Origin of the sequence: Streptomyces sp. NPDC002680 (genome assembly GCF_042889145.1) — a bacterium.
GTDB lineage: Bacteria > Actinomycetota > Actinomycetes > Streptomycetales > Streptomycetaceae > Streptomyces > Streptomyces adonidis.
Map to the genome: position 1 here is coordinate 322,249 of NZ_JBIAQP010000008.1, position 12,480 is coordinate 334,728.

Genomic DNA, 12,480 nt, shown 5'->3' on the forward strand with positions numbered 1-12,480 from the left:
TGACCCGGAGCCCCGAGCTCCCAGGGTCATCCCCTACGGACCGCTTTCCCCGAGCGGTCCGCCTCCCGCAGAAGATCTCCCCTCGGCCGCGCGGATCATTCCTGGAGCGTGGTCACTCGATCGAGGGGTGTTGCGGCCGGAGACCGCATTTTCGAATAGCCATTCGATAATCTGTGGCGGTAGAGGAACCAGGCAGAGGAAACTTCGATAGCTAGGGGGGTGCCAGGAACTGTGGCGCGGCGTATCGACGTGACCGGAGCGGGCGGTGTGCGCCTTGCCGCATGGGAGTTCGCCGACCCTCCCAAGACCGGCGAGCCCGACCGGGCACCCGGAGTGCTGTTACTGCACGGGCTCATGGGCCGTGCCTCGCACTGGGCGTCCGCCGCCCGCTGGCTGGGCGAGCGGCATCGGGCCGTCGCGCTCGACCAGCGCGGCCACGGCCAGAGCGACCGGCCGCCCGGTGACATCTACACCCGCGAGGCGTACGTCGAGGACGCCGAGGCGGCGATCGAGCAGCTCGGACTCGGCCCGGTCGTCCTCATCGGCCACGCCATGGGCGCCCTGACGGCCTGGCAGCTCGCCGCGAAACGTCCCGACCTGGTGCGGGCCCTGGTCATCTGCGACATGCGGGCCTCGGCGCTCGGCGGGGCCTCCCAGCGTGAGTGGGAGGACTGGTTCAAGGCGTGGCCGGTGCCCTTCGCGACGCTCGCCGACGTACGCAAGTGGTTCGGCGAGGACGATCCCTGGGTGGAGCGGCCGACTCCGTCGCGTGGGGAGTTCTACGCCGAGGTGATGCAGGAGTCCGCCGACGGCTGGCGTCCTGTCTTCGAGCCGGAGCAGATGCTCAAGTCCCGGGAGACGTGGGTGTTCGACGCGCACTGGGAGGAGTTGACGCAGGTTCAGTGTCCGGCGCTTGTGGTGCGGGGGCTGGATGGGGAGTTGGGGCGGGCGGAGGCGCAGGAGATGGTTCGTGTGCTGCCTCGGGGGGAGTATGCGGAGGTGGCTGATGCGGGGCATATCGTGCACTATGACCAGCCTGATGCGTGGCGCGCGGCTATTGAGCCGTTCTTGGACGGCGTGCTGACTCGCTAGGGGTTTGCTGGGTGGGCGGTTCTTTGCCCGCGGGCCGGTGGGGGCTGGTCGCGCAGTTCCCCGCGCCCCTTGTGAGGGCGCTTCGCGCCACCCACAAACGGGCTCAGCCACTGCCGCCCGTTGGGACGGGATCAGCCACCGCCACCCACGAACAGGCTCAGCTGCCCCCCGCCCGTCGGGGCGGGCTCAGCTGCCCCCGCCCGTGACCGTCAGGAACGCCACCGCCCCCGTCGCGACCAAGGCCACCGCCAGTACGCACCAGCGGCGGGCCTCCTGGAAGGTCACGCGGATCTGCCAGACGTGGGTCATGGCGAGGAGCCAGCGTACGAAGGGGTCCGTGCGGGTGATGTTGGTCTTTGCGCGGGTCAGGTGGCGGCGCAGGTGTTCCCGGCGGGCGGGGTCGGTCTCGGCGGTGAGGGCGCGGTGGATGTTCACGGCTACGGCCCGGTGGCGCAGGAGGTCGTCCACGCCGGTGGCGGCGGAGCCGAAGAAGTCGGCCGGGGAGGCGTCGATCAGCTCGCGCAGGCCGCGTGCCGCCGGGGTGTCGAGGGTGGCGGCGGTGGTGATCGGCGGTACGAGCACCCGGCTGACCTGCCAGACGGCGAGGCACACCCCGGTGAGCGCGACGAGCAGCGCGCCGCCCGCGACCAGTGCCTCGCCGAGCCCGTGCACCTTCCCGACGGCCACCAGCGGGCCCCCGCCGACGAGCGCGGCCCCCACGACGCCGAACGAGGCGATCATCCACCGTGCGGCGGCCCGCAGTTCGGGCACGGCGTCGAGGGGGGAGGGGAGGGCGTCGAAGGGGGTGACCATACCCGGGTCCGACGAGGGGGAGGACGGGGGCGGCTCGGTGGTCACCTCGGACGGTCCTCGTCCACGGGGGAGTCCTTGGTGAGGGCCTGGGGCGGCCCGTCGTCGTCCGGCACGTCCGGGTACACGACCCACGCCGTGCCGTCGTAGAACTCCAGCACGCCGTTGTCGCCGAGCCGTACGTCGTTGATCTTCGGGGCGTCCGCCATACGCGCAGTATCCCAGGCCACAGCACCCCGACGGCGGGTCAACGGGACGCCCCCTCCGCGTCGTTGAGGTAGTGCAGCACCGCCGCGACCGCCGCCCGCTGGGTGGGCTGTTGCAGGCCGGTGGCCAGCCGGGGGTCGCGTTCGCCGGCCAGGATCTGTTCCAGGATCGCGGCCATCGGCGCCAGCAGCGGATCCGCGGCGAATCCGTCCAGGTTCTCGCGGGTCACCTCGTCGGTGCCTGCCACGCCGAGGGCTGTGGAGACGAAGCTGCCGAGGGCGATGCCGAGATACATCACCGTCCACAGTTCGACGGGTACGGTCACCCGGCCGGCCAGCGCGTCGAGGGCGCGCCGTGCCACCGGGGCGTCGAGGGGCCCCAGGCCGAAGAGCACACCGGGGCCGCGTTCACCGCCCTGGATCCGGCCCAGTACGTCGGCCAGCGGCTCGAACATGGCGTTCATCGCGGCGAGTTGGGCGAGGTGCTGGCGCAGCTTCACCTTCGCCGCCGTGTTGCGCCGCTCGGCGGCCACCAGCGCCGCGAGCACCGGCTCCCAGAGCATGCCCCAGGCCGCCGCCTGCACAGAGCCGAGCCGATCGGCCCCCGTCACCCCCTCCTTCGCCTCCCGCACCAGCGCGTCGAGCGCCTCCCGGGCCCGGACGAGACCGGGGTCCAGACCGGCCAGCAGCCGGTCCAGGGCCACCCCGGGCACCTCGGCCACCCGCGCGCACAACTCCTCGACCCCAGAGGGCAGTTGAGCCACGCCATCCGCCCCGAACTCCTGGAGGTCGGCCGCGAGGGACTGCGCCGCGTTCATCGTCCGGCCGCCCCCGCTGAGCGTGGCGAGCAGCGCCGCCGCGAGATGGTGGGCGACCGCGCCCGCCGCGTCCCGCGCGTGGCCGTGCAGATACGTGCCCAGGTTGGCGTGCCCGACGGCGACGACCGGCGGAACGCCCGCCCGGTACGCGTACCGCAGACTGTCCCGCTCCCGCGCGATCGCCACCTCGCCGTGTCCGCGCACGTCCGCCACATTGGCGAGCGCCCCGAACACCTCACCCAGGGAGAGAACGTCCCCGGCGTCCTCGAAGACCTGCCGGCACTCCTCCAGCAGCCGCAGCGCGTCCTCCGTACGGCCCAGGCGCAGCAACGGCATGTACGCGGGCTGCCGGGCCGCCGCGAGGTCGGTGACCGGTGCGCCGCGCGCCCGCTTGGAGGCGCTCAGGTCGTCGGCGTACTCCAGTGCCCGCCGCCACTCCCCGGCCTCGGTCGCGGCGCGCTGCCCGGTGTCGCACAGCTCCTCCCAGACCTCCCACCAGTCGACTCCCTCCCGGGGTCCGCGTGTTCGGGGCACGTCACGCATCCGCCGGTGCAGTGCGTCGGCCTCGGCGAGGGCCTCGCCCGCCCGGTCGGTCTGCGACAGGACGTGCAGCCGCTGGACCTCGTACAGGAGGGTCGTCCAGGTGCCCAGGCCGGCCAACCGGGCGTGTTCGGCGCCCTGTTCGGCGAGGGCGAGTGCCTCGGTCAGGCGTCCGGTGCGTACGCAGAGGTCGACCAGGCCGCTGGTCGCGGAGGCGGCGGCGGAGTGGTCGCCGCGGGCCAACGCAGAGGCCAGGGCGGCTCGTTCGTGGCGTTCGGCGGCGGCCGGGTCGATCTCGCCGAGTATCCGCGCGAGCGCGTCCGTCGGCGGTACGACCCCGGTGCCCGGCGCGGACGCGGCGCGGGTCGCGATCCTGCGCAGCAGGGGCAGCACGCGGGCCCTCGTCGGGGCCGAGGTGTCCCGGCGCAGCACGGCCTCCAGCAGCGTCGCGGCGGACGACTCCTGCCGCAGCCGGATCAGATAGGGCGCTGCGGACAGCGCGGCGAGCGTCAGCAGTGGCCCGGCCAGCTGGGCGCCCTCGGCGTCGGTGCCCTCGCGGGTCCACGCCATCTCGAACACCCGCAGCCAGTATCCCGACAACCGTGTGTCGACCAGCTCCCGGACCCGCGCACCGGCCCGCGCCCGCCCCTCGGCGGCTACGGCGGCCTGGATCTCGTACGACTGTCCGGGGCGTGGCGTGAGCAGCCCGTGGGCCACCAGGGTCCGCAGGGCCGCGTCAACCGGTGTGTCCGGATGGCCCAGTTGAGCGCGCAGGTCGGGCCAGTTGTGGTCCACGGCCACCTGGTTGCGGTCGTTCTCGTCGAGGCAGCACAGGACGTGGAACAAGTCCCGGTCGGCGGGGGCGAGTTCGGCGGCGACACCGTCGGACCAGGCACGCAGTACGCGCAGATGCTCGTCGTCGCCGGATGCCTCCGCCGCCCGGTTTCCGGCGGCCAGCAGCCGTTCCAGGCGTGCCGGATCGGCCGCCTGGGCGTCGGCCAGCTCCAGCAACTTCGGGTGGCCACCGGCCAGTTCGAGGAGGCCGGTGGCGAGTCGGCGGGCGGCCGAGGGTGTCGTGCCGGGGAGCTGTCCGTCGATCAGGCGGGCCAGGTGGGGGAGTTCGCGGGCGAGCAGCAGGGCCTCGTCGGGGGTCAGCAGGTCGACCGGTTCGGTCCGTACGAGCGGCCCCAGCCCGACCGGCCGCACCCGCCCGCACAGAATCAGCCTCCCGGCCCCGGCCTGCCCGGTCAGCGCACCGACCAGATCTCCCCAACGCCCGTCCCGCCAGGCCCTGTCGGGGGTCAGCAGGGTGTCGATGCCGTCGATGACCAGCAGTACGCGCTCCCGCTCCAGCCGCGAGGAGACGGCGGCCACGAACTCCGCCGCCGACCCGTCGGCCGTCTCCAGGAGATGCAGACAGCGCAGTCCGGGCACCGCCTGTTCCAGGGCCAGCGCGAAGGAGGCGAGCACCGCCTCCTCGTACTGGTCGTGGTCCTGCTCCTGGGGTGCCGTGAACCAGACGGTCCGCTCGAAGGCGTGCGCGTGCGTCGCGACCAACTCCTGTGCACACGCGGTCTTTCCGGCCCCGGGCATACCGTGCAGCAACACTCCGCCGAGCCCGCTGCGGGGGGCCAGTGCGGCCCCGGCGCGGGAGAGGAGGGCGACGCGGCCGACGAAGTGCTCGGGCACGGGCGGGAGTTGGGTGGCGGAGACATCCCGGCCGGGGAAATTCTGACCGGAGGCACTTTGGCGGGGGGAGTCCTGGCCCGGCGGGTCCTGACCGGAGGCGCCGGGGCTGGAGACATCCCGGCCGGAGCCATCCGCGCCACCGGTCGGCGCACCCGGAGTCGGCCCCATCGGCGCACCCGGCGCCGGCCCCGTCGGCGCACCCGGAGCCAGCCCTGTCGCCGCCGGCTCCGCCGACCCCGTAGGCGCACCCAGCCTCAGCCCCACCGCCCGCGCCCCGAACAGCGCCGGAGTCGCCGCCCGGAGCGCGGAGCCGGGTACCCCGTCCGCCTCCCCCGACAGCTCACCCAGCACCTCCGCCAGCGCCCGGGGCAACACCCGTCCCTCGACGACCAGTTGACGGTAGAGACGCTCGGCGAGGGCGGTCGCGAAGCCGTCCTCCACCGGGTACCGCATGGCCAGCACCGCGCACCCGAGCCGCTCGACCAGGTCCCCGGCGACAGTCCCGACGACGGGTTCCCCGGAGCCGCCGGAAGCCTCGACCGGCTCCGGGGCCGCCGCCGACCAGCACGCCGACAGGGTGACGAGGGAGACGTCCCGGGCGGCGGCGAGGAGGTCGACGAGTTCGGGCGCACGGACCCGGTCGGGGCGCCCGGCGTCGGTCTCCAGGAGGAGTTCGCCGGGGCTGCCGTGGCCGGAGACATGCACGAGGTCCCAGCCGGCCGGCCGCGCCAGTACGGCACGCAGCCGCTCGCGCGTCACCCCGTACTGAAGCGTGTGCACCTCCACCGCGCGCCCGGCGTCCGCCGCCTCCGTGAACAGCCGTGTCAGCGCCAGCCGTTCGCGCCGCAGGTTCAGCGCCCGACTGCCCTCGGGCAGACTGAACAGCGCCAGCACCCGCACCGGACCGCCGTCACGCTCCTCAGCCGCGCGCCCCGCACCCCACTGCGTCACGAGGGTCACGTCCTGGACTGCCAGTGGCCGCCCGTCCGCGTGCGCCAGCTCCAGGGGTACGGACATCAGGCGCCGCGCGCCCGGTACGTCCGTCGGCACGACGACCCGTACCACCGCCGGGGCCGCCGCGAGCAGCGCGGGCGCGACCGGCCCGAGGACCTCGGCGCCGATCCACGCACCGACCTCCCGGACGATCTCCCGTTCCCGCGCGGCCCGTACGTCCGGGGGCGCGTGCCGACGCAGATGTCCGGGCAGGTCGAGGAAGGCCTCGTACAGGGGGCCGGTCGGGTCCAGGCGGACCTCGTGCCGGGCGAGGACCTCGCCGTCCGGCGCCACCAGCACCCACCGCCAGTGGTCCGGCCCGGCGAAGTCCTCGACGAGCAGCGTCAGTTCGACCAGGGAAGGCTGATCCGGCACTGTCAGATCCCGAACTGGACGCGCAGCCCCAGGATCATGGCGAGCGTCTGCCGCACGCCGTCGTGCGCGGGGTGGCCGGCCGGGAGTTCGCGCAGGCCCTGCGTGTACATGTCCTCGGCCTCGGCGATGTGTTCCGGATGGCCGGTCTGGACGAGCCCGAGGAGGACTCCGCCTAGGTTGACGAGACGCACCGCGTGCATCGGATGGTCGTCCGGGGTGTCGCGCAGGGCGGCGCGGGCGTGTTGGACGGCCTCGTCCAGGGTGTCGCCGTCCCGGCTCTTACGCCCTTTGCGGAGCAGGGAGTTGGCGAGGTTCGACACCTGGCCGACGCGCTGCTCGACCTGCGCGGCGCTGCCGCCCTTCGGCATGAGGTCCAGGCAGCCGCGGTACAGGGCGATGGCCTCGTCGATGGACTCCTCGTCCTCCGTCCTGTCGTAGGCCTCCTGGAGGGCGGTGGCCAGGGAGGACATGTGCCGGGAGAGTTCCGGGTCGCCGGGCGGGGACTTGTCGACGGCCTGGCGGCCGTAGTCGATGGCCTTGACCAGATCGGCGGTGCCGTGGTCGCGTTCCCAGCTCAGCCGGTGCAGCATGCACAGGGAGGAGAGGGCGGCGGCGTGGCGGACGTCGGTGACCGGGTAGACCTCCACGGCCAGTTCGGCGGCCTGCATCGAGCCGCGCAGCAGCTTCGGGTCGCCGGTACGGCCGTACGCCAGCCGCAGGTCGTCGGAGACACCGAGGGGTTCGAGGTGCTCGGACTCCGCCGCGTCCCCGGCCTTGTCGTTGCCCCTGGACTTGGATCTGCCGAACCATTTGGCCATGCGCAGGCTCCCCCCTGCTCTCGCGCTCCGCTGGTTGGGCGGGGCTGTGTCGGTCGTTGTTCGTCTGCGGCGCCCGTCGTGGCTGGTCGCGCAGTTCCTCGCGCCCCTATGGTGCGCTTTTCCGTCATCCCCTTCCCTCCCCTCGAACGGCGTCCCAAACCCCCTATGCCGTAGGCAAGTTCAGCCTCTGCTGACCGCTGCCAGGATCTCCGGGAGGCGTCCGGCCGTGCGTGGGGCGGCGAGCCGCAGGCCGAGGAGGGTGAGCAGGGCGCCGTAGCCGGCGCCGACCGGCAGGAGCAGCCAGGTCCAGCGGTCGCCGCCCGAGTCGGCGTTCAGCCAGATGGTGAGGGCGATGACCGGGGCGCACAGCAGGGAGGCTCCGATCATGCCGCCGAAGATGGCGACCGTGGCGAGCCCGGACTGCCCGGGGGCCACGTTCTTGTACCCCTCCTGCGGGATGGAGTAGGGGAACCGGGCCGACGACCAGGCCCCGGCCGCCAGCATCGCCCCGAGCAGCGCGAGGGACAGCCCGAGCGCCTCCGGCAGCGTGGCCCAGTCGTCGAGCAGCGCGGTGGTGAGCACGACCACGAGGGTCGCGTACGGCAGGCTGATCAGCAGCAACGCCAGTGCCCGGCCGCGAAGTTCGACGTACGCGTCCCGGGTGGACGAGATCGTCATCGCGACCATCCAGAAGGCGGAGGTGTCCTGGCCGAACTGGTTGTACATCTGGATGCCGAGCATCCCGGCCGCGAAGCAGGCGAAGTAGATCGACCCGGTGCCCTGCAACGCGTTGAACACCGGCACGATCAGCCCGATCGCCAGCGAAGTCACCCACGCGGCCTTGGTCTTGGGGTCGCGCCACGCGTACCGCAGACTCCGCTCCATGACGGTCCCGGTACGCCCGCCCGGCAGCAGCCGCCCCAGCCCGCCGGAGCCCCGCTCCCGCGTACCGGACGGCTCGGCGGCCTGGAGGGTGGACCCGTCGGGGGAGACCATCAGCCGGGTGAGGGTCCGCGACCAGGCCCCCAACAGCAACACCAACGCGCCTGCACTGAGTAGGAGTTGGGCGACCGCGACTCCGTACGACCCCTCGCTCGCCGAGTCCACAGCCCCGATCACCGAGGCGGGCGGCACCCACGCCAACACCTCGGCGGCCGGGTCGAGTTGCCCGAACCCGGCCGAATTGAGCTGCTGCGCACCGAAGTTGACGACCTGCGCCCCGATCGCGATGACCAGCCCGCTCAGTACGGCGAGATCGCGGCCCTTGCGGCTGCTGAGCAGCCGGATGTTGGCGGCGGCGACGGCCCGTGCGAGCGCCACGCAGACGAGCAGCGCGAGCGGCACGGCGACGACCGACACGACGAACGCCGCCCCGCCGCGCGCCACGGCGATCACCGACCCGACGAGCAGCGACAGCGTGAACAGCGGCCCTATCCCGACGAGCGAGGCCGCGAGCAGCGCCCGGACCAGCGGCCGGGGGCGCAGCGGGAGCATCACCAGCCGGGTCGGGTCGAGGGTCTCGTCGCCGCTGGGGAAGAACAGCGGCATGACGGCCCAGCCCAGCGCCATCACCGCGAGCAGGAGGACGGTGACGGACGCGGCGTGCGCCTCGCCGCGCAGGGCGACGAGCCCGAGGAACTGGAGCGCGGCGAGCAGCAGCACGACGACGAGGGACGAGATGTAGGCGGCCCGCCGCCCGGCCGACTGCCGCAGCCCGTTGCGCAACAGCGACAGCTTCAGCCGTACGACAACAGGTGTGAGCGAAGTGGCCGCACTCATCGGGCGCCGCCGCCCAGCCAGTCGAGGTGGGACCCGTGGTCGCGCCCGCCCGCGCCGACGAGTTCGAGGAACGCGTGCTGGAGGGAGGGAGAGTCACCGCGTACCTCGGCCAGCGACCCGTGCGCCCGGATGCGCCCCGCCGCCATCACCGCGACCCAGTCGCACAGCGACTCGACCAGCTCCATCACATGGGAGGAGAAGACGACGGTGGCGCCGGAGGCCGTGTACCGCTCCAGCACGCCCCGGATGATCTGCGCCGACACCGGGTCCACGCCCTCGAACGGCTCGTCGAGGAACAGGACTTCGGGATTGTGGAGGAGAGCGGCGGCGAGGCCGATCTTCTTGCGCATGCCGGTCGAGTAGTCGACGACGAGCTTGTGCTGGGCGCCGGCCAGGTCGAGGACGTCGAGCAGCTGGGCGGCCCGCTTGTCGACCTCGGCACCGGGCAGCCCGCGCAACCGCCCCGAGTAGGCGAGGAGTTCACGCCCGGACAGCCGCTCGAAGAGCCGAAGCCCCTCGGGCAGCACCCCGATCCGCGCCTTCACCTCGACGGGGTCCCGCCACACGTCGTGCCCCACGACCTCCACGGTGCCCTGATCGGGCCGCAGCAGCCCGGTCACCATGGAGAGAGTCGTGGTCTTCCCGGCCCCATTGGGCCCGACAAGCCCCACGAACTTCCCCGCGGGCAACTCCAGATCGATCCCGGCAACAGCAACCTGCTGCCCAAACCGCTTCCAGAGCCCCTGCACGCGCACGGCAGCACCATCGACCATGCGGTCACCATATGGTTTTTACGGTGCGATGGAGGCTTTTAGGGGCGCGGGGAACTGCGCGACCAGCCCCCACCGGCCGGTAGTCGCCACACAACCGCAACCAGGCACCCCGAACCGCGAAGTTACCGATCCCGCCCGCAAGCGTAAGCGAGCGGCGAGATCAACTCCTCCGCATCCGGCAGCCACCGATTCGCAGGCGTAGGCCGGCAGGCCCACTGCACAGCCCCCCGAGACCCGTACCGAGTGGGCGGAGCGGCCACATACGCCCCCTCCCCCAGCGCGACCAGGTCGAGAGAGGCCGGCGCCCACCCCAACTTCCGCACCAGATCAGGCACCTTCACAGACGCCCCCGGAAGAACGAAGAACCGCATCCGCCGATCCGGCGTCAACGTCACCGGCCCCAGCGTCAGTTCCATCCGCTCCATGCGCGCGAGCGCGAGGAACCCCGCGGTCTCGGGCACATCGATCGCATCGAACGTATGGCCGGTAGGCAGCAGGATCGACGCCGTCGGCTGCTCGGTCCACAGCCGGCGCGCGACGGTCGCACTGCCCGTGGCCTGCGTGATCCAGTCGGGCCGTGTCGGGTGTGCGCCGGGCAGCGCGCACGCGGCGTCGCCGCAGGAGCAGCGCTGCACCCCGTCGACTGCTTCCAGCCACGTACCGGGAAACACGTCCCAGTGGCGCTCTTCGGCGTACCGGACGGCGGTTTCCAAGAGGGATTCGCCGCGTTGCTTGGGGATTTGGGCAGCATCAGGGCCCGCGATGGTCTCTTCCACGATGAACTCAACTCTAGTGGGAATCATGAGTTACGCATGTCACATGCGCGGGGGAGGAGCATCGATTCCGCATCTGGGGCGCATGGATGCATGTGCGGGGGCGCGCGGGAGGATCCGCGGCGGGGCTGGGTAGGCACGTGAGGGGCTGGGCATCCGCCTTTACCCCGGCAATCCTCACAAGCCTCGCATTTTCGGCATGCCTGCGGGGCACTGATCTTCAAGGCCGGATCTTTTCGCCGTACTCGTCCGCTTCCAGGACGCGCACGGCAGGAGTTCCGGGCACGGAAGACACGTCAACTCGGTGCGTGGGCAGGGCACCGCAGCCACAGGGGGTACGCCATGGCCGCAAGGCCTCTCGTCGCGCGGCAGCCGAACGAACGGTTGCAGGCGCTCATCCAGGAAGCGGGCTGCTCGAACGCCGGGCTGGCCCGCCGGGTCAACATGTGCGGTGCGGAGCACGGCCACGATCTGCGCTACGACAAGACGTCCGTGGCGCGCTGGCTGCGCGGACAGCAGCCGAGGGGACGGGCGCCCGCGATCATCGCCGAGGCCCTCGGCCGCAAACTGGGCCGTACGGTCACGATCGACGAGATCGGCATGGCCAACGGCAAGAACCTCGCCTCGGGTGTCGGGCTCCAGTTCTCCCCGACCGTCCTCGGCGCCATCGAGCAGGTGTGTGAGCTGTGGCGCAGTGACGTGGGCCGGCGGGACTTCCTCTCCGGTTCGTCCGTCGCCGCGTCCGCGCTAGTGGAGCCCAGCCGCGACTGGCTGATCTCGTCCCCGGACTCCCAGGTGGCCCGCCAGGCGGGGCCGCGCGTGGGGCCGTCGGACGTGGCGGCGGTGCGCGCGATGACCCAGGCGCTCACGGATCTCGACCACCAGTACGGCAGCGGGCATGTGCGTCCGGTCGTCGTGCACTACCTCAACAGCGTCGTCTCCGGGCTGCTGGCGGGCTCGTACCGGGAGGCGGTCGGTCGTGATCTCTTCGCCGCCGTCGCACGGTTGACCGAACTCGCCGGGTACATGGCCGTCGACACCGGCCAGCCCGGTCTCGCCCAGCGCTACTACATCCAGGCGCTCCGCCTCGCCCAGGCGGCCGGGGACAGAGGGTACGGCGGGTACGTACTCGCCGCGTCCATGAGCCATCTCGCCGCGCAGCTCGGAAACCCGCGGGAGATCGCGCAGTTGGCGCGGGCGGCGCAGGAGGGGGCGCGTGGGAGGGTCACCCCGCGCGCGGAGGCCATGTTCTACGCGGCGGAGGCCCGCGGGCACGCGTTGATGGGCGACGCGCGGGCGGCCCAGCTGGCGTCGGGCCGCGCGGTGAACGCCCTGGAGGCGGCCGATCCGGAGTCCGGGGACGACCCGGCGTGGATCGCGCACTTCGACCAGGCGTATCTGGCCGACGAGTTGGCGCACTGCCACCGGGACCTCGGCCAGGCCGAGGCGGCGGCGCGGTGCGCGCAGGAGTCGCTGGACGGGCACCCCGAGACGCGGGCGCGGCGGCGGGCCATCGGCCTGGTGCTGCTGGCCTCGGCACAGGTCCAGCAGCGCGAGGTCGAGGAGGCCTGCCACACGGGTCTGCGCGCGGTGGAACTCCTGGGCACCCTGCGCTCCAACCGGGGCGCCGAGTATCTGGAGGACCTGCATCTGCGCCTGGAGCCGTACCGCGACGAACCCGTGGTCCGGGAGTTCGGGGCGCGGATGGAACTGCGGGCGGCGGCGTGACGGGAGCGTGACGGGAGACACAGCCGGAGGCCGAGTCGCTGGTGGGGCAGTGGTCTGGTCCTGTGCTGCGTGAAAGGGGATTCCGG

General features: G+C 72.6%; 9 protein-coding genes. 2 read left to right on the forward strand and 7 right to left on the reverse strand.

Features of this window, described 5'->3' with window-relative positions; genetic code table 11:
* The first annotated feature begins 231 nt into the window (after nt 1–231).
* Nucleotides 232–1,092 carry an alpha/beta fold hydrolase gene (locus ACFYXF_RS22825; protein WP_389351759.1) on the forward strand — a complete coding sequence of 287 codons (861 nt, stop codon included), beginning with the start codon at nt 232–234 and terminating at the stop codon, nt 1,090–1,092.
* Nucleotides 1,093–1,278: 186 nt separating this feature from the next.
* Here ACFYXF_RS22825 and ACFYXF_RS22830 read toward each other — a convergent pair whose 3' ends face one another.
* The 7 genes from ACFYXF_RS22830 to ACFYXF_RS22860 form a co-directional block, all read right to left on the reverse strand.
* Complete coding sequence (locus ACFYXF_RS22830) at nt 1,279–1,950, reverse strand: hypothetical protein (protein WP_389351761.1); 672 nt, start codon at nt 1,948–1,950, stop codon at nt 1,279–1,281.
* Nucleotides 1,947–2,111, reverse strand: coding sequence for a hypothetical protein (locus ACFYXF_RS22835; protein WP_369033036.1), 165 nt, complete (start codon nt 2,109–2,111; stop codon nt 1,947–1,949). Before ACFYXF_RS22835 ends, ACFYXF_RS22830 begins: the two co-directional genes overlap by 4 nt.
* 38 nt (nt 2,112–2,149) lie before the next feature.
* The gene (locus ACFYXF_RS22840; protein WP_389351764.1) at nt 2,150–6,523 is read right to left on the reverse strand and encodes a CHAT domain-containing protein; all 4,374 of its coding nucleotides are present in this window, start codon (nt 6,521–6,523) and stop codon (nt 2,150–2,152) included.
* Between the two features lie 2 nt (nt 6,524–6,525).
* A complete protein-coding gene (locus ACFYXF_RS22845) occupies nt 6,526–7,341 on the reverse strand; it encodes a hypothetical protein (RefSeq protein WP_389351766.1) in 816 nt (271 codons plus the stop codon).
* A gap of 180 nt (nt 7,342–7,521) precedes the next feature.
* Entirely contained in the window at nt 7,522–9,120 is a 1,599-nt protein-coding gene (locus tag ACFYXF_RS22850) for a transporter (protein ID WP_389351767.1), read from the reverse strand.
* Entirely contained in the window at nt 9,117–9,893 is a 777-nt protein-coding gene (locus tag ACFYXF_RS22855) for an ABC transporter ATP-binding protein (protein ID WP_389351768.1), read from the reverse strand. The genes ACFYXF_RS22850 and ACFYXF_RS22855 overlap by 4 nt, the downstream gene beginning before the upstream one ends.
* Nucleotides 9,894–10,015: 122 nt before the next feature.
* Nucleotides 10,016–10,669, reverse strand: coding sequence for a bifunctional DNA primase/polymerase (locus ACFYXF_RS22860; protein WP_235477456.1), 654 nt, complete (start codon nt 10,667–10,669; stop codon nt 10,016–10,018).
* Between the two features lie 339 nt (nt 10,670–11,008).
* Between ACFYXF_RS22860 and ACFYXF_RS22865 the strand changes: the two genes are divergently transcribed.
* Nucleotides 11,009–12,394 (forward strand): transcriptional regulator, encoded by a 1,386-nt coding sequence (locus tag ACFYXF_RS22865; protein WP_389351770.1) that lies wholly within the window; start codon nt 11,009–11,011, stop codon nt 12,392–12,394.
* Nucleotides 12,395–12,480 lie beyond the last annotated feature (86 nt).

What these genes read in the sequence shown, in the direction of transcription:
- ACFYXF_RS22835 (WP_369033036.1), bottom strand. Translation starts at nt 2,111, where the DNA reads ATGGCGGACGCCCCGAAGATCAACGACGTACGGCTCGGCGACAACGGC.
- ACFYXF_RS22845 (WP_389351766.1), bottom strand. Translation starts at nt 7,341, where the DNA reads ATGGCCAAATGGTTCGGCAGATCCAAGTCCAGGGGCAACGACAAGGCC.
- ACFYXF_RS22850 (WP_389351767.1), bottom strand. Translation starts at nt 9,120, where the DNA reads ATGAGTGCGGCCACTTCGCTCACACCTGTTGTCGTACGGCTGAAGCTG.
- ACFYXF_RS22855 (WP_389351768.1), bottom strand. Translation starts at nt 9,893, where the DNA reads ATGGTCGATGGTGCTGCCGTGCGCGTGCAGGGGCTCTGGAAGCGGTTT.
- ACFYXF_RS22865 (WP_389351770.1), top strand. Translation starts at nt 11,009, where the DNA reads ATGGCCGCAAGGCCTCTCGTCGCGCGGCAGCCGAACGAACGGTTGCAG.